This is a genomic window from Chitiniphilus purpureus, assembly GCF_025642115.1.
Taxonomy (GTDB): domain Bacteria; phylum Pseudomonadota; class Gammaproteobacteria; order Burkholderiales; family Chitinibacteraceae; genus Chitiniphilus; species Chitiniphilus purpureus.
This window is the reverse complement of sequence record NZ_CP106753.1, coordinates 252,465-269,042: the sequence shown is the minus strand read 5'-3', so window position 1 is coordinate 269,042 and position 16,578 is coordinate 252,465. Positions and strand designations below refer to the sequence as shown.

At 65.3% G+C, this 16,578-nt stretch carries 19 protein-coding genes and 1 tRNA gene; 14 read left to right on the top strand and 6 right to left on the bottom strand.

Going from position 1 to position 16,578, the window contains the following annotated elements:
• The first annotated feature begins 37 nt into the window (after positions 1-37).
• From tolB to queC, 5 genes are all read left to right on the top strand, one after another.
• Positions 38-1,309: a Tol-Pal system beta propeller repeat protein TolB gene (tolB, locus tag N8I74_RS01090; protein WP_263125065.1), complete on the top strand. Its 1,272-nt coding sequence runs from the start codon at positions 38-40 to the stop codon at positions 1,307-1,309.
• Positions 1,310-1,518: 209 nt separating this feature from the next.
• Complete coding sequence (gene pal / locus N8I74_RS01085; RefSeq protein ID WP_263125064.1) at positions 1,519-2,061, top strand: peptidoglycan-associated lipoprotein Pal; 543 nt, start codon at positions 1,519-1,521, stop codon at positions 2,059-2,061.
• A gap of 57 nt (positions 2,062-2,118) precedes the next feature.
• The gene (locus N8I74_RS01080; RefSeq protein WP_263125063.1) at positions 2,119-2,853 is read left to right on the top strand and encodes a YbgF trimerization domain-containing protein; all 735 of its coding nucleotides are present in this window, start codon (positions 2,119-2,121) and stop codon (positions 2,851-2,853) included.
• Positions 2,854-2,990: 137 nt separating this feature from the next.
• Entirely contained in the window at positions 2,991-3,638 is a 648-nt protein-coding gene (gene queE / locus N8I74_RS01075) for a 7-carboxy-7-deazaguanine synthase QueE (RefSeq protein ID WP_263125061.1), read from the top strand.
• A 170-nt stretch (positions 3,639-3,808) separates the two neighbouring features.
• The gene (gene queC / locus N8I74_RS01070) at positions 3,809-4,513 is read left to right on the top strand and encodes a 7-cyano-7-deazaguanine synthase QueC (protein ID WP_263125060.1); all 705 of its coding nucleotides are present in this window, start codon (positions 3,809-3,811) and stop codon (positions 4,511-4,513) included.
• 61 nt (positions 4,514-4,574) lie between these two features.
• Here the strand turns inward: queC and N8I74_RS01065 are convergent, their stop codons facing one another.
• The 3 genes from N8I74_RS01065 to N8I74_RS01055 form a co-directional block, all read right to left on the bottom strand.
• A complete protein-coding gene (locus tag N8I74_RS01065; protein WP_263125059.1) occupies positions 4,575-4,838 on the bottom strand; it encodes a Rho-binding antiterminator in 264 nt (87 codons plus the stop codon).
• Between the two features lie 389 nt (positions 4,839-5,227).
• The gene (locus N8I74_RS01060) at positions 5,228-5,767 is read right to left on the bottom strand and encodes a YbhB/YbcL family Raf kinase inhibitor-like protein (protein WP_263125057.1); all 540 of its coding nucleotides are present in this window, start codon (positions 5,765-5,767) and stop codon (positions 5,228-5,230) included.
• A 173-nt stretch (positions 5,768-5,940) separates the two neighbouring features.
• Positions 5,941-6,810, bottom strand: a complete 870-nt coding sequence (locus N8I74_RS01055; protein WP_263125056.1) for a helix-turn-helix domain-containing protein — start codon at positions 6,808-6,810, stop codon at positions 5,941-5,943.
• Positions 6,811-6,929: 119 nt separating this feature from the next.
• Between N8I74_RS01055 and N8I74_RS01050 the strand changes: the two genes are divergently transcribed.
• The 5 genes from N8I74_RS01050 (at position 6,930) to N8I74_RS01030 (ending at position 11,171) form a co-directional block, all read left to right on the top strand.
• Positions 6,930-7,466 (top strand): YaeQ family protein, encoded by a 537-nt coding sequence (locus N8I74_RS01050; protein WP_263125055.1) that lies wholly within the window; start codon positions 6,930-6,932, stop codon positions 7,464-7,466.
• Positions 7,467-7,530: 64 nt separating this feature from the next.
• The gene (locus tag N8I74_RS01045) at positions 7,531-8,067 is read left to right on the top strand and encodes a DUF1543 domain-containing protein (RefSeq protein WP_263125054.1); all 537 of its coding nucleotides are present in this window, start codon (positions 7,531-7,533) and stop codon (positions 8,065-8,067) included.
• A 183-nt stretch (positions 8,068-8,250) separates the two neighbouring features.
• Positions 8,251-8,577, top strand: a complete 327-nt coding sequence (locus N8I74_RS01040) for a hypothetical protein (RefSeq protein ID WP_263125053.1) — start codon at positions 8,251-8,253, stop codon at positions 8,575-8,577.
• 247 nt (positions 8,578-8,824) lie between these two features.
• On the top strand, positions 8,825-9,556 hold the full coding sequence (locus N8I74_RS01035; RefSeq protein ID WP_263125051.1) for a glutathione peroxidase: 732 nt from the start codon (positions 8,825-8,827) through the stop codon (positions 9,554-9,556).
• A 223-nt stretch (positions 9,557-9,779) separates the two neighbouring features.
• The gene (locus N8I74_RS01030; RefSeq protein WP_263125049.1) at positions 9,780-11,171 is read left to right on the top strand and encodes a dihydrolipoyl dehydrogenase; all 1,392 of its coding nucleotides are present in this window, start codon (positions 9,780-9,782) and stop codon (positions 11,169-11,171) included.
• An 81-nt stretch (positions 11,172-11,252) separates the two neighbouring features.
• Here N8I74_RS01030 and N8I74_RS01025 read toward each other — a convergent pair whose 3' ends face one another.
• The gene (locus tag N8I74_RS01025; protein ID WP_263125048.1) at positions 11,253-11,912 is read right to left on the bottom strand and encodes a type III secretion system effector protein; all 660 of its coding nucleotides are present in this window, start codon (positions 11,910-11,912) and stop codon (positions 11,253-11,255) included.
• Between the two features lie 382 nt (positions 11,913-12,294).
• On the opposite strand from N8I74_RS01025, the gene N8I74_RS01020 reads away from it, so the two are divergent.
• Both N8I74_RS01020 and nudC read left to right on the top strand, forming a co-directional pair.
• Positions 12,295-13,053: a sulfite exporter TauE/SafE family protein gene (locus N8I74_RS01020; RefSeq protein ID WP_263125047.1), complete on the top strand. Its 759-nt coding sequence runs from the start codon at positions 12,295-12,297 to the stop codon at positions 13,051-13,053.
• Complete coding sequence (gene nudC / locus N8I74_RS01015) at positions 13,023-13,853, top strand: NAD(+) diphosphatase (RefSeq protein ID WP_263125046.1); 831 nt, start codon at positions 13,023-13,025, stop codon at positions 13,851-13,853. Before N8I74_RS01020 ends, nudC begins: the two co-directional genes overlap by 31 nt.
• Positions 13,854-13,875: 22 nt before the next feature.
• Here nudC and N8I74_RS01010 read toward each other — a convergent pair whose 3' ends face one another.
• Entirely contained in the window at positions 13,876-15,033 is a 1,158-nt protein-coding gene (locus N8I74_RS01010; protein ID WP_263125044.1) for a benzoate/H(+) symporter BenE family transporter, read from the bottom strand.
• Positions 15,034-15,401: 368 nt separating this feature from the next.
• Positions 15,402-15,477 (bottom strand) — tRNA-Thr (locus N8I74_RS01005).
• Between the two features lie 112 nt (positions 15,478-15,589).
• Between N8I74_RS01005 and N8I74_RS01000 the strand changes: the two genes are divergently transcribed.
• Positions 15,590-15,985: a pilin gene (locus N8I74_RS01000; protein ID WP_263125043.1), complete on the top strand. Its 396-nt coding sequence runs from the start codon at positions 15,590-15,592 to the stop codon at positions 15,983-15,985.
• A gap of 84 nt (positions 15,986-16,069) precedes the next feature.
• Positions 16,070-16,480 (top strand): pilin, encoded by a 411-nt coding sequence (locus tag N8I74_RS00990; RefSeq protein ID WP_308445869.1) that lies wholly within the window; start codon positions 16,070-16,072, stop codon positions 16,478-16,480.
• Positions 16,481-16,578 lie beyond the last annotated feature (98 nt).

The window sequence follows — 16,578 nt, the reverse complement described above, 5'->3', positions numbered from 1 at the left end:
ACAATCAGGCCGAAAACCGGGCCGAAGGAGAGATGCAATGCTGGAGCGTATCCTCAAGTGGATGGCCGTCAGCCTGGTGGCTGCCGCCGCCGCGCACGCCGATATGACCATCGAGGTGGTCGGGGTCGGCGCCAACCAGTATCCGATCGCGATTGCACCGTTCCAGAGTGAACAGGGGCAGCAGCAGCCGGTCACGCCGATCGTGGGCGACGATCTTGCCCGCAGCGGGCTTTTCAAGGTGATCGGCGCCGGCGACCTTGCCCCGGTGCCGTATGCCCCCGAGCAGCTCAATCACGCTGCCTTGAGCGGTCGTGGCGCGCAGACCGCGCTCATCGGCCGGGTCGAGCCGGCGGCCGACGGCAGCTTCTCGGTCAAGTTCTGGCTGGTGGACCTGGCGAGCCGTCAGGTGCTGCTGGCGCACGAGAAGCTGGCCAAGCCGGCACAGATGCGGCGCGTCGCGCATCAAATCGCCGACATGGTCTACGAGAAGATCACCGGCGAGCCGGGCGCGTTCTCCAGTCGCATCGCCTACGTGCTCAAGCAGGGCAAGCGCTATCAGCTGCAGGTGGCCGATGCCGACGGCTACGGCGCGCAGACGGTGGTGGCGTCCAATGAGCCCATCATGTCGCCCAAGTGGTCGCGGGACGGTGGCCGGCTCGCCTACGTGTCGTTCGAGGACAAGAAGCCCATCGTCTATGCGCAGGAGCTTTCCAGCGGCCGACGCTGGCGCGTGGCGGCGTTCAAGGGCAGCAACTCGGCACCGGCCTGGTCGCCCGACGGCAGCACGCTGGCGGTGACGCTGACGCGTGAAGGCGGCAGCCAACTCTTCCTGGTGCCGGTCCAGGGCGGCACGCCACGCCGGCTGACCCAGACCGGCGAGATCAATACCGAGCCCTTCTTCACCCCCGACGGCAGCAGCATCCTGTTCACCTCCGACCGCGGCGGCACCCCGCAGGTCTACCGGATGCCGGTTTCCGGCGGCCAGGCCGAGCGGCTCACTTTCTCGGGCAGCTACAATGCCTCGCCCAAGATCAGCCCGGATGGCAAGACGCTGACCTTCATCACCCAAAGCGGGGGTTTCCGCGTGGCGGTGATGGATCTGGCCAGCCGCCAGGTGCAGGTGCTCACCGATACCAGCGCCGATGACTCGCCGTCGTTCTCGCCCAACGGCCGCATGATCCTGTACGAGACCGAGCAGGGTGGACGCGGCGTACTGCATGCGGTGTCGCGCGACGGGCGCGTCAAGCAGCGGCTCAAGGTGCAGGCGGGTGATGTGCGTCAGCCGGCGTGGGGGCCGATGGTACGCTGAGCAGGCGCCGTAGAACATTGTTACCGACGCTGCGGCAAGCACGCTTGTAAGATGGCGGCGGCGCCGTCCCGTGCACTTGGCAACAAGGAGACCGTCGCGTCGGCATTCCACCCGGCAGGGTGGCTGTCGCGCGGCCAAGTCAGCGGTCGGGCAGGAAAAGAATGATTCGCTGTGTAGACTAGATTCCGATTCGCTCAAGGAGAAACACCATGAAACAAATCGCTCTCAGCCTGGCGTTGACTGCCCTGCTGGCCGCCTGCGCAAGCCAACCCAAGACCGATACCGGCGCCGCGACCCCGACGCCGGCACCGGTGGTCGACGCCGCGCCTTCCCCGGCCGCCCCGGCCCCGGCGCCGCAAGGCAATGATCTGGCGCAGAAGGGCTACAACCCGCTGACCGACCCGAACAACGTGCTGTCCAGCCGCCGCGTCTACTTCGACTATGACGCCTATGTGGTCAAGGGCGAATACACCCCGCTGGTCGAGGCGCATGCCAAGTACCTGCTCGACAACAAGGATGCCAAGGTGATCCTGCAGGGCCATGCCGACAATCGCGGTACTGCCGAATACAACCTGGCACTGGGCCAGAAGCGGGCCGATGCGGTGAAGAAGAACATGGCCGCCCTCGGTGTGCCGGAAGCGCAGATCGAGACGGTGAGCTTCGGCGAGGAAAAGCCGGCCGAGCAGGGTGATACCGAGGAAGCCTGGTCGCGTAACCGCCGCGCCGAGATCGTGTATCAAAGCGAGCAGTAATCCGCTGTGGGGCGGCGGCGCCGCCCCATTTCCCTGCCATCGACTGCCGTGTACGCCATGAACCTGCCGACCCTGAACCGATTTGCCCTTGTGACCGTGCTGGCATTGAGCTTGCCCGCCCATGCGTCGCTGCTTTCCGACCGCGAGGCACGCGAAGGGGTGCAGCAGTTGCAACTGCAGCTCAAGCAGCAGCAGGAACGCCTGACCCAGCTGGAGAGCGGCGCCCGCCGGATGGTGGAGCTGTCCAACCAGATCGAGGGGCTGCGCCAGGAGATCGCCAGCCTGCGCGGCCAGTTGGAAGTGCTGCAGTACAACCTCGAATCGGCTGAGAAGCGGCAGAAGGATCTGTACGTGGATCTGGACAACCGGGTGCGGGCGATCGAGGAGGCCAGGGTGGCGCAGGCCAAGGCGCAGCAGGCGGCCGTCGAGCAGTCGCTCGGGGATGCGGTGCAACTGGCGCGCAGCGGCAAGCACAAGGACGCCGTCGCCGGTCTGCGCCGTTTCATCACCGAGCATCCGGCCAGCCCCATGATGGTCGAGGCCCAATACTGGCTCGGTACCAGCCTTGCGGCACTCAAGGATCTGAAGGGGGCGGAGGCGGCGTACGGTGTCGTGCTCGACAAGGCGCCGGATGATCCGCTGGCCGCCGATGCACTGTTCGGCCTTGCGGTGGTTGCCAACGCTAAGGGCGACAAGAAGGCGGCCCGTGGCCATCTGCTTGACCTGATCGAGCGCTATCCCACGTCCGACAAGGCCGAAGCGGCCAAGAAAGCGTTGCTGGCCACCAACTAGCGTTTTTCCGCATCGCCAGCCCTGTGCTGGCGACTTACAATGACACAGGCCGTACCGCGGGCGATCTCCCGTGTGGGCGGCCTTGTCCTTTTCCGTATTCGATCCGCCGGGCTGTCTTCCCGGCCAGGAGTAGCCCCATGCGCGATACCACGCTGCGCATCACCGAGATTTTCCATTCGCTGCAGGGCGAAACCAGTCGCCTTGGCCTGCCGACCGTGTTCGTGCGCCTGACCGGGTGCCCGCTGCGTTGCAACTGGTGCGATTCGGCCTACGCTTTCCACGGCGGGCGCAGCATGGAACTGGCCGAGGTGCTGGCACAGGTCGCCCAGCATGGCGCACGCCATGTCTGCGTCACCGGGGGCGAGCCGCTGGCGCAACGGCCGGTGCACGCGTTGCTGACCCGGTTGTGCGACGCCGGGTACAGCGTGAGCCTGGAAACGAGCGGCGCGCTATCGGTCGCCGAGGTCGATCCCCGTGTCTCGCGCATCGTCGACATCAAGGCGCCCGGCTCGGGCGAGGCCGACAGGAACCTGTGGGACAATCTGGCGCTGCTGAATGCCCACGATGAGATCAAGTTCGTGCTGGCCGACCGCGCCGACTACGACTGGGCCTGTACGGTGCTGCGCGAACGCAATCTGGCGCAGGTGGCACCGGTGCTGTTCTCACCGGTCTGGGAAAGCCTGCCCCCGGCGCAGCTGGCCCAATGGGTGCTGGCCGACCGCCTGCCGGTGCGGATGCAGGTGCAACTGCACAAGATCCTGTGGGGCGAGCAGCCCGGGGTGTGAGCCTGCGCGGTGCCCACATCCTGTTGCGCCACGCCCGGAACGCCGTTCTGCGGTCTGCCAGTGGATTGCCCGAACGTGTGTCGACCGCGACGGGCAACGCGTTGGCCGCTTTGATCGCCCTGCCGTCGGGGCTGGCGATGCCCAGCCCGCCGGTTTTGCAAGGAGAAACCATGACTGCCACTTCCAGCCAACCTGCCGTCGTGCTGCTCTCGGGCGGGCTCGATTCGGCCACCTGCCTTGCCATCGCCCGCGACCAGGGGCTTGCGCCCTATGCGTTGTCGTTCGACTATGGCCAACGCCACGCCGCCGAGCTTGCCGCCGCGGCGCGGGTGGCCGCGGCGCTGGGCGCGGTGGAGCACCGGGTGGCGCGGATCGATCTGGCGGCCTTCGGCGGTTCGGCGCTGACCGACGCCCGCATCGCAGTGCCTGTTGGCGGCGTGGCCGAGGGTGAAATCCCGGTCACCTATGTGCCGGCGCGCAACACCATCCTGCTTTCGTACGCCCTGGCCTGGGCCGAAGTGCTCAAGGCCGACCATATCTTCATCGGCGTCAATGCCGTCGACTATTCGGGGTACCCCGATTGCCGGCCCGAATACATTGCGGCGTTCCAGGCGATGGCGCGGTTGGCGACCAAGGTGGGGGTGGAGGGTTCGCCGCTGACCATCCATACCCCATTGCTGCGGATGAGCAAGGCCGGGATCATCCAGGCCGGGACGCGGTTGGGGGTGGATTACGGCCTGACAGTCAGTTGCTATCAGGCGGACGACGATGGCCGCGCATGCGGCATATGCGATGCCTGCCGGTTGCGCCGTGCCGGCTTCGAATCGGCAGGCATGCCCGACCCGACGCGCTATCGGCAGACGGACCAAGGGTGATCCGGAACAGGGTGCAAGCGATGCGCAGGGGGAATCCGCCCCCGTAGCCAGAAGCCCGATACTAGCCTTCGCGATAGACCACGCGCCCGAAATGGGCGTTCTGATTCTTGGGGGTGATGGCCACCAGCCGGTCGAGCGGCACGTCGAGCACGCCGTCGCGGGTCGACAGGCGCAGGTATTCGCCGCTGTGGCACCCAAAGACGTCGATCGCCACGCCTTCGCAATCAGGTTGCAGATGCCGCTCCACCAGCAAGGGATAGCGGTAGGTGCAGGCGAGTTCCAGGTAGTCGTGCAGCTCGCACGAGATCGGAGTGGATGACTTCATCGTGACCTCGCGTCGTTTTCCCAGTGCAAACAGCCGCTTCGAAGCATTGCCATGCCGGTCTGCACCGGAAAACGGCACCGCGATGCAAATACAGCGCGATACCGAGTTCCGCTCAAACGGGTGACAGCTTCAAGGCTGCAATTTCATCAAATACCGGGCCGGACCAAGTCGGGCAGCGATAGGCCGGCGAAGTTCGGGCATCCAGCACTCGATAGCCGATCAGCGGTATCGAATGGCGTCTGAGCGCTGGTTGAACGAGGCGGCAGTGTAGCGCTTGTGCAGCGCAATATAAGTGACGTCTGGCGCCGACCAACGTATTTGTGCACATATAAGCACCTGACCGGCTTGAGTGCCGGTCCAGGCTGGGCAAGGCAAAGGTGCGGTCGGGATCAGCGCGCGTAGTAGACGGTGAAGCCGGTATGGGCCACGCTCGCGGCCCTGATCCTGCGCTCGGCTTCGGCCGGTGGCGTGTCCTGCTCGATGGCAAGCTTGGGCACCTTGAGCGCATAGAGCGTGAAGTTGTAGCGATGGCGGCCATGGCCGACCGGTGGGCATGGGCCGCCGAAGTTGTTGCCTTCGAAGCTGGTACGGCCTGACCTTGCGCCCTTGGGCAGCTTGTCGCCAACCGAACTGCCGGCGTTGGTGGGCAGGCTGTTGACGGTGGACGGCAGGTCGTACACCACCCAGTGATACCAGCCGCCCGCGACCGGCGCGTCCGGATCGTGCACCACCAGGGCGAGGCTCTTGGTGCCTTCGGGCACACCTGACCATTGCAGCGCCGGGGACTGGTTGCCGCCGTTGCAGCCATAGCCGACGTAGACGTGTTTTTCCGCGACCGTGGTCTCGGCGGGCACGTCCGCGCTGCTGAGTTTGAAATCGGCCCACGCGAGCGCGGGCAGCAGGGCCAACAGGATAGAGATCTGCTTCATTCGGGGTTCTCCGGTTTGAAACGCGGGCTTTGAACAATAGGGGCTTGCCGTGCCGACGTCTCGCCCGAAGCGCGCAATCTTCGGACCGCGGCGCTCAATGCCGACCTGCGGGTGTTCCGCGGGTGCGTGCGGCGCAACACGGCCTGCTGCTCAGCCGACTGCCGCCGGGTTGATCAGGCTGGCATCAGCGCCTGCGAGCCGTTTTCGCGCAGTGCGGTAGGGGTCAGGCCAAACCGCGCGCGGAATGCGTCGGTGAAGCGGGATGGCGAGGTATAGCCGCATGCCAGTGCGATCTGCTGCACCGACTGCCGGGTCTGCATCACCAGGATCAGCGCCCGGCCCATGCGTACATCCGCCAGCAGGCCGGCGAAGCTGGCGTCCTCCTCGGCCAGCCGCCGTCGCAGCGTCGCTTCGCTCACCGCCAGCCGGCCGGCCACGTCCCCCATCCGCCAATCCGCGGCCGGATCGAAATCGATGAGCCGCACCACGCGTTCGCGCCAGCTGTCCGGTTCGGCCAGCACCAGATCGCGCGCCACCCCCTGCCGTGCCAGCGCCAGCCACAGCGTCTGCCAACGATGTTCCACCAAGGTTTCGTCCAATGGGGTGCGCTGTGGCAACAGCACCTGTTCCACGTAGTCCGACAGCGTCTTCCAGCACACGGCGTCGGGTGTGAACACCAGATCGCCGCTCAGTGTGGCGGGCAGCTGGGCGGCATATTGCCGGGCGAAGCGCTTCATCCATCCGGTATCGCCGACGACAGTAAGCCCGGCGAAGAAGCCCAGCTGCGGATCGGGCACATTGGTAAAGCTGATCTCCTGGCCGGCCCCGACGGCGATCCATTGCCCTGGCCGGCAGGCGACATGGGTGTCGCCGAGGTGCACCTGCTTGTGCCCGGCCAGGACCACGATCAGGCAGGGTGCGAAAAACGGCGCGCGCAATACCCGCGTCTCGCGGCGGAACTGGAACAGCCCGGCACGGCCGAGTTGCATGCGTTCGCCATGACGGTCTATGCGCAGCAGATGCTCAAGAAGGGTGGCATGCATGATCAGGTGCGGGATGGACGGGGCGCTTTATGATAATCGGAGTAGCGCTGACCCATGGCGCCGCACCGTCAGGCAGGCACACGCGGTAGACTGGCGCCCTTTGCCCGGGAAAAGGCCGCATGGCGCTCAAATCCACCATCTTCAAGGCCGAATTGAATATCGCCGACCTGGATCGGGGCTACTACGCCACGCATGGGCTGACTGTGGCGCGGCACCCTTCGGAGACCGACGAGCGCATGATGCTGCGGGTGCTGGCGTTTGCCTTGCATGCGGACGACGCGCTGGCCTTCGGCCGCGGCATCAGCGACGAGGACGAGCCTGCATTGTGGCGCCGCAATCTGCTGGGAGAGGCCGAGCTGTGGATCGACCTGGGCCAGCCTGACGAGAAGCGGATCAAGAAAGCCTGCACCCGTGCGGCCGAGGCGGTGATCTACGCCTATGGTGGACGGGCAGCCGAAATGTGGTGGCAGGGCATTGCCAGTCAGGCGGCGCGGTATGAGCACCTCTCGGTCTGGCGGATCGATGACGACGCGCTGGCGGCGTTGGGGGCGCTGGCCGAACGCGGCATGAACCTGCATGTGACGGTGCAGGATGGCGAGATCACGCTGGCCGATGGCGAGCGCAGCGTGCCGCTGGTGCTGCAGCGCCTCAAGTGAGCTTTGCCGCACTGATGCAGCGGGCGCAGGATTGCCAAGAACGGGCTGTTGCCTGGGAGTGCCGATGAAACTCTTTGCCGTCTATCTGGGAGGGCGTGCGCCCGGTTGCCATATCGAGCTGCACGACGTGGTGTTTGCCGTCGGCGAACGGATCGAGGATTGTTATCCGGCACTACTGGCGCAGTGGTTCGGCACGGCCAAGGGGCTGCATATCGATTCATGGTGCGAGCTGGACGCGGTGGACGGCTATCGCATCGAATTGGCCTCGACCCCGGCCGGTGGTGAGCCGCGGTTGTTTTTCATTAACCTGGGGGCCTACGCCGCCGGGCGCTTCACCGAGATCCACGACGGCCTGTTCGCTGTGGCCCAGGATACGGGGCAGCTCAAGCGCCGGGCCAAGGCCGCGTTGCTACAGGGGCTGGACCAGTTGCACACCGATGATCTGATCGAGGTCGACGACTGCCTGCCCGTCGCCCAGGTGGGGGCGTGGCACGTGCACCTGGTGGCCGGCGCACCGCTCACCCCGCTGGTGTTCCACAACGCCTACCACCCGATCCCGCCGGCGGCGATCGCCGCTTTCGAAGCCGCCGCTTCGGCATGACCGACGCATGGGCACTGCGCCGCCTGTCGTACGCCACCCGCCAACGGAACCGGGAAGACCGCGCCACGCAACGGCTGCAGCGGCATGGTTTTGGCATGCCTCAACGGTTGGAACTCACGCAAAAGGCGCAGGGACGAAAAACTCCCGGCCCGCTCAGGGTCGTTCCAAACCAGGAGGTACGCCATGCAAGCGAGTGAACTGCAACAACGGTTTTCCCGCATCGAACGTTGTATCGACCAAGCCGCGCAAGCCTGCCAGATCAGTGCCAATGTGCCGCAGGCACTGCAGCGCACGCTGAGCGAACTTGACCGGGAGTCGGACAACGCCAAGCAGCAGTTGCGTCAGCAGCAGGACGATGCGTCGCTGCTGGCCTGCGTGGATCGGCTTGAAAAACTGGGTGATCAGGCCATGCAGGCCTGCCGCAGTGCGGATGGGCTGGACCCGGCGTTGCGCCAGGCAATCCAGCAGGCGCACGACGAGCTGTCGCAGCTGAAGCACCAGCTGCACTGACCGCCACAGGCAAGGCGCAGCGCGCTTGGCCGACCGGGACGGCCGTATCGGTCCCTGTCGGAACATGCGTCCGTGCTTTGTCGCACTGCCCGCCTTGGCGGGCAGTGTCATTTTCGGCGTGCGTGACCATAGTTTTTTGCAAACAAAATGCTTTAAACAATCAATTGGACCAATCGAAGCCCCGGACGGGATACTCCATCCCGTCGCTGCCATGCAGTCCACTGCTCAACATCAAGGAGACCTTCCCATGCTGAAGAACCACGAAGGCCAACGCGTACCCAACGTGACATTCCGGGTGCGCGAGAACAACGAATGGAAAAACGTGACCACCGATGAACTGTTCAAGGGCAGGACGGTGGTGCTGTTCTCGCTGCCCGGCGCTTTCACCCCGACGTGTTCGTCCACCCATCTGCCGCGCTACAACGAGCTGGCTTCGGTGTTCAAGCAGCATGGTGTCGACGCCATCCTGTGCGTCTCGGTCAACGACACCTTCGTGATGAACGAATGGGCCAGGGACCAGGAGTCGCAGAACATCGTGATGATCCCGGACGGCAACGGTGAATTCACCGACGGCATGGGCATGCTGGTCGACAAGGCCGACCTCGGCTTTGGCAAGCGCAGCTGGCGCTATTCGATGCTGGTCAAGGACGGCGTGGTCGACAAGATGTTCATCGAGCCGGAGAAGGAAGGCGATCCGTTCGAGGTCTCGGATGCCGACACCATGCTCGCCTACGTCGCGCCGCAAGCCAAGAAGCCGGATCAGGCGGTGGTGTTCTCCAAGGTCGGCTGCCCGTTCTGCGCCAAGGCCAAGCAGCTGCTTGCCGATCATGGCTACGACTTCATCGACCTGCCGCTTGAGCACAAGGTCCGCGGCAAAGTGCTGGGCGCCGTGTCCGGCAAGATGACTGCACCGCAGGTGTTCATCAATGGCCAGTTAATCGGCGGCTCGGAAGAGCTTGCCCAGTATCTGGCGGCGTAACACCTCCCTGGACGGCGCTGTCTGCGCCGTCCCCTCCACGCTGCTTCAACACCATTCCGGCCCGGTCGGGGCATCCTTCCCGCCCTGGCCGGGCCGCTGATCCTTCCAGCCGCCGTATCTGGTCCGTCTGCCCGTAGACGCGCCAGCGACGCCGGTTGCGGCCCCGTATTGCCGCTGAACCTGTGATTGCAGACCGAGATCGACCGATAACGAGGAGCCCGCCATGAACCAGATCAACACCGATGTCGCCGTGATCGGTGCCGGTACTGCCGGCCTTGCCGCCTACCGCGCCGCCAAGGCTGCCGGCAAGCGGACGCTGCTGATCGAAGGCGGCCCGTACGGCACCACCTGCGCCCGGGTCGGCTGCATGCCTTCCAAGCTGCTGATCGCCGCGGCCGAAGCGGCGCATGCACTGCGCCACAGCGCACCGTTCGGGGTGCGTATCGCCGGTGAGGTCGTGATCGACGGCATCGCGGTGATGGAGCGGGTCAAGCGCGAGCGGGACCGTTTCGTCCGCTTCGTGCTGCGTTCGGTCGAAGGCATCCCGGCCGAGGATAAATTGACGGGCCACGCCCGCTTCATCGACCGCACCACCTTGCAGGTGGGCGGGCAGACCGTGGTCCAGGCTTCGCGCGTGGTGATCGCCACCGGATCGAGCCCTGCCGTTCCCACGGCCTTTCTTGAATTGGGCGACCGGCTGGTGGTCAACGATGACGTATTCGCCTGGGAGACGCTGCCAGGGCGGGTCGCCGTGTTCGGCCCGGGCGTGATCGGGCTGGAGCTGGGGCAGGCGCTGGCACGGCTGGGGGTGACGGTGCGCGTGTTCGGCGTGGGCGGCGGGGTCGGCCCACTTTCCGATCCAGCGATCCGTGACCACGCCCGCGCGCTGTTCCAGCAGGAGTTCCATCTCGATCCGAGCGCCGAGGTGCAGCACGTGGCGCGTGACGGGAACGAAGCGGTGATCCGCTATGTGCAGCGCGACGGACAGGTGGTGACCGAGCGTTTCGACTATGTGCTCGCCGCCACCGGGCGCAAGCCCAACGTGGCGGGACTGGGGCTGGAACAGACCGGCATCGCGCTCGACGGCCGTGGCGTACCGGTGTTCGACCGCGAGACGTTGCAATGCGGCAATGCGCCGATCTTCATCGCGGGCGATGCCAACAATATCCTGCCGCTGCTGCATGAGGCGGCCGACGAGGGCAAGACCGCCGGCAACAATGCCGCCAGCTATCCGGTAGTCAGCCCCGGCCTGCGCCGCGCACCGCTGGCGGTGGTGTTCAGCGACCCGCAGATCGCGATGGTCGGCAAGCGCTTTGCCGAGCTGGCGCCCGATAGCTTCGTCATCGGCAAGGTCGACTTCGAGGATCAGGGCCGTGCAAGCGTGATGCTGAAGAACCGGGGCCTGATGCATGTGTATGCCGACCGTGCCAGTGGTGCCTTCCTGGGCGCCGAGTGGATCGGCCCGAGCGCCGAGCACATCGCGCATACGCTGGCCTGGGCCTGCCAGATGCAGCTCACGGTCACGCAGATGCTGGAGATGCCGTTCTACCACCCGGTGATCGAGGAGGGGTTGCGCACCGCATTGCGCGACGCGGCGGGGCAGCTGGCGCAATGATCGATGCCCAATGGCCGGGCCTGCCGCAACACGGTGCCCCGCCTGCAACGGATGGGGCGCGTGCGCCCGGTGCCCCGCCGGTTACGGCGTGAAGCCCGCGTAGCTGGTCCGGGGAGTCATACCACGTTCGGCACGCAACTGGTTTTCGGTGAAGCGCCGGCTGCCCGACAACCCCACGGTCTGGAACGCCTCGTGCCAGAAATTGTGCGCCGTCCTGCCCTGCTGTGCGGCGCGGGCATGGATCAGTTCGTGCCCCAGCACGATGCTGGGCGGCACGAACGGCTGGTGCGGCGTATCCGGCGATGGCAGGAGGTGACCGGGGTCGAAGCCGATCAGCGATCCGGACCCGACGCCGGGTGTATGTCGCTGCGGGCCGCTCATGGCAACGGCAGCGAATGGCGCCAGCGCCAACCCCACACTCAGATCAGGCAGCGCTTGCTGGCCGCGGCCGACGCGCCGCTGGTTGTAGCCGACCCGGTTGGCCGCGTAGTCGTTCACGCTTTGCGCCAGCCGGTCGCCCTGGCTGCGAAAGGCCAAGCCCGGTCCCAGCACCACCGGCGCACGCAGCGTGGCCAGCTCGCGCCGTGCCTCGGTATAGAAATCGATGAACCGGTGTGGGTTGAGCTGCCGCATCGGGTTGAGCCCGATGGGCTGGATGTTGTAGTGCTGCGCGGATTGCATCGGGCTCAACGGTGCGTCGCGCACGGCCCGGATATGCGGCAGATCGTGTGCCAACGGCACGTCGCGCACCACTTTGAGCGAAGCCTTGGCCTGCTGCAGCGCGGCCGGCTTGATCGCGCCACCCTGTGCCGGGAAATGCAGGGCGGCTGGGCTGGCGGGCCAGGCTGGGTGAGGGTCATTGTGTTGCTGGCAGGCATGACCGGCTCCTTGTTGATGACAATGAAATTGTCATGTTGCGTCAAATATCGGTCAGTTCCATCGGGTGCGACGACCGGAGGCCGGGTCAGCATAAGGGCGCCTTCCTGGCAAGCCCCAGTCTGCAGATCTGCGTCGCCGCCGTGCCAAGCCATATCCACACTGTGCGATGCAATCCGCAGGCTGCCGCGTTGTCGCGCCGCAGCCCTTGTCGTACCCTCGACGCTTTCCGCCCTTGCCGCGTCCCATGCCTGACCTGATCCTGTTGTTCGCCGTCTCGCTGGTGGCCAACACCCTCTCCTCGCTTGCCGGCGGTGGTGCCGGACTGCTGCAGCTGCCCATCCTGCTGTTCCTGGGGCTGCCGTTTCCGGTGGCGCTCTCGACCCACAAGCTCGCGTCGGTGGCGCTCGGCGCGGGCGCCACGCTCAAGCATCTGCGTGCGGGTACGCTGGATTGGCGCTTTTCCGCCGTGGTGCTGGCGTGGGGGCTGCCCGGTGTCTGGCTGGGGGCGCAGCTGATCCTGGCGGTGCCCGAGCGTGCCGCCATGCTCGCGCTGGCGGTGTTGACCGCGTTGCTCGGGGTGCAGTCGCTGCTGCAGCCGCAACTGGGTCAGCAATCGGCGCCGCGGGCACGCCATGGCTGGCAGCTGTGGCTGGGGGGCGCCGTGCTGTTCGGCATCGGCATGCTCAACGGGTCGCTGGCCTCGGGCACCGGGTTGTTCGTCACCCTGTGGCTGATCGGCTGGTTCGGCATGGATTACAAGCAGGCAGTGGCCTACACGCTGGTGCTGGTCGGCCTGTTCTGGAATGGTGCGGGCGCGGTGGCGCTTGCGCTGCAGGCCGGCGTGCACTGGCCCTGGGTGCCGGCACTGCTTGCTGCTTCGGTGCTGGGCGGGTATCTGGGGGCGCATTGGGGACTGGCGCGCGGCAACCGCGCCATCAAGCGTGCCTTCGAGGTGATCACACTGGCGACCGCATGCTCGCTGTTCTGGAAGGCTTGGGCCTGAGCATGCTCCCCGACGGTTTCGTTCCCGGTTATCGTTGGCTGGCTGCACCGCTGGCCGATGCGCTGACGCTGCCTTTTGCCGGCGACGCGCTGCTGTTCGAGCAGGGGCTGCTGTTGCCGGCACTGCCGCAGGCGTCGCTCTCACTGCTGGTCGGCCATTACCATGGCCGGCCGGTACAGGCGCTCGCATTGCCGCAGGTGCCGGCGCTGCCGGTGCAGGCGCTGGGGTTGCGGCAAAGCCATGGCTTGATCGAAGACGGCCTGTGGCTGATGGCGGGACGGGCCAGCCAGCTGCTCACCTTCCATCGCACCCAGGCGTTCTGCGGCGTATGCGGTAGCGCGACCGATGCGCTGCCGGACGAGGCCTGCCGTGTCTGCCCGACGTGTGATCACCGCGTGTGGCCGCGCGTGTCACCCGCCGTGATGGTGCTGATCCGGCGCGGGCGCGAGTTGCTGCTTGCCCGCTCGCCGCAGTTCAAGGCCGGGGTGTACAGCGCGCTGGCCGGGTTCGTGGAGCCGGGCGAGACGCTGGAGGCGTGCGCGCATCGCGAGGTTTACGAGGAGGTCGGGCTGCGCATCGGCAACCTGCGCTGGTTCGGCAGCCAGAGCTGGCCGTTTCCGCATTCGCTGATGCTGGCATTCCTTGCCGACTATGTGGAGGGCGAGATCGTGCCGCAGCCGGGTGAGATCGAGGACGCGGCCTGGTTCACCCCGGAAGCGCTGCCCGATCTGCCCAGCCGGGGCAGCATCGCCTACCGGCTGATCCAGGCCGCGCTGGCTGAACTACCTGCTCCCCGCTGACAGCCTGTGCCGGCAGGCGCCTTCAGCGACGCCAGGTCAGTGCCAGATAGGCGAGCGCTCCGCCGATCAGCCCCCAAAACGCCGAGCCGATGCCGAACAGCGTCACCCCTGAGGCAGTCACCAGGAAGGTGACCAGCGCCGGCTCGCGCTGTGCCTCGTCCCGCACCGCACCGGCAAGGCCGTTGCCGATGGTATTGATCAAGGCAAGGCCGGCCAGTGTCAGCACCAGCTCCTTGGGAAACGCGGCGAACAGCGCGGCCACAGTGGCGCCGCACACCCCGACGATCACATAGAACACGCCGGCGGCCACGGCCGCCAGATAGCGACGCCGGGCATCCTCATGCGCCTCCGCGCCCATACAGATGGCTGCGGTGATCGCGGCCAGATTGAGCGCGAAGGCACCGAACGGCGCCAGCAGCATGGTGATGATGCCGGTCCAGCCGATGATGGGCGAAAGCGGCGGATGGTAGCCCGCCGCCCTGAGCACCGCCACACCGGGCACGTTCTGCGAGGCCATGGTCACCAGGAACAACGGCAGCGCCACGCTCAGCACCGCCTGCCACGACAGCGCCGGCATGATGAACACCGGTTGCGCCAGCTGCCAGCGGACGTTCCCCAGGTGCAGCTGGCCTTGCCAAGCAGCGATCAGGCTGCCGGCCAGCAGCACCAGCGGAATGGCGTAGCGCGGTTGCCAGCGTCGCATCGCCAGATAGACCACCAGCATGCCGGCCACCAGCGTGAGCTGGGTCTGCAGGCCGGTGAACGCGGCCATGCCGAAGCGCAGCAGCACCCCGGCCAGCATGGCCGAGGCAATGGCGAGCGGGATACGGGCCATGGCCCGTTCGAACCAGCCGCTGAACCCGGCAAGCGTGATCAGCAAGCCGCTGACAATGAAGGCGCCGACCGCCTCGGCCATGCTCACACCGGCCACGCCGGTCACCAGCAGTGCCGCGCCCGGCGTCGACCAGGCAGTCACCACCGGCACCCGATAGCGCAGCGACAGGGCAATGCAGCTCACCCCCATCGCCAGCCCCAGCGCCCACATCCACGACGCAGCCTCGGCCTGCGTGGCCCCCAGCGCCTGTGCCGCCTGGAACACGATCACGGCCGAGCTGGTGAACCCCACCAACACCGTGACAAAACCGGCCACCACCAGTGACACATTGCTCAACACACGCATCGCGCGCTCCACCCGAGGGATGCAGCCATTGTGGCAAGCGAGCCCACCCGGTGCACAGATACAGCACCGGCCGCGGGCAGGCGAACGGAAGGGGGCGCTTCACGGCCAGACGCCGACCCGCGGGCGGTATTGGAATGAGGCAATCAAGATTGCCCGCACGGGCTGGCGGAGTGCGCGTGCACCGGGTGCAAAATGGAAAGTGACGCCCATTTTCGTAAGGCTTGTGACGAAAAACGTCACTTCAGCCCGCCACAAGGCAGCGCTTCAATGGCCGGCATCCGTTTGCGCTGCACCGTCTGTCGTGGACTGACGGACCACCTAGCCTGAAAACGACAAAGCCCGCCGGAAGGCGGGCTTTGCAGACATTCTGGTGCCGTTGATGTGAATCGAACACACGACCTACTGATTACGAATCAGTTGCTCTACCGACTGAGCTACAACGGCAACATGGAGGCGCAGTCTAATCAGATTTGACAGGATTGAACAGCCCTGCACATGCCGTTGGCACGCAACATGCTGTACTCCGGTCAACTTTTTTGCGCAACAGGGGGAAGTCATGCAAAAGGGCTTCACTTTGATCGAGCTGATGATCGTGGTTGCGATCATCGGTGTCCTCGCGGCTGTCGCGATCCCTGCATACCAGAGCTATACGGCGCGCGCGCAGGCGGCGGAGGCGCTGCAGTTGTTCGATGGCGTACGTGGCCGCGTTTCGGTGGAGTATCAGCAGAATGGTGGATTGGATATCCCTACAGGTACCAGTATTTCTGGGCAATATGTAGCAACGATTGATAGGACACCGGCAACTGCAGACTACGTAGCAACGTTTAGGACCAATGCCGCTGGCATGATCAAGACGCGCAAGCTGAAGCTGACCTTCAACACCGCTTCTTCAGAGTGGCGTTGCAGCAACGTAGACCTGCCAGCAGGGGCTGTACCTACTGTTTGCCAGTAACCTGGCATGTAAGTTGCTCAATGACCATCAGGCGGCAAGGGAGTGCTAGCCGCCCCTACTTTCTCAGCATAAGGAATGCTTATCATGAAAAGAATGCAGCAAGGTTTTACCTTGATCGAGCTGATGATCGTGGTCGCGATTATCGGTATCCTCGCCGCTGTGGCTATCCCGGCCTACCAGGATTACACCGCCCGCGCCCAGGTGACTGAAGGCATGAATTTGCTTGCAGGTTTGAAGACCCCAGTCTCGGAAACCTATGCAGATCAAGGAGTTTTGACCATACCGACTACTGCGGTTAGAACGGGTAGATATGTGCAAGGCCTCCAACTCAATACGAGCACTGGCGCAATTACTGCTACTTTCAAACCGACAGGCAGCGTTAATGCCAAAGTGGGGGGTAAAACTATTGTCTTTACTTATTCCACAAACAATGGTCGGTGGAGTTGCAACGCTGCCAGCCTTGATCCTGCAGTCAGGCCAAAGAGCTGCTCTTAATCGAATTTTCTCTTCAAGCTTGCATAGGCAGGTTTGAGGGTTGCACAGCATGGCCGGGCTTATACCCGGCCATGTGTTTTGTCGTTGTACATCTATTC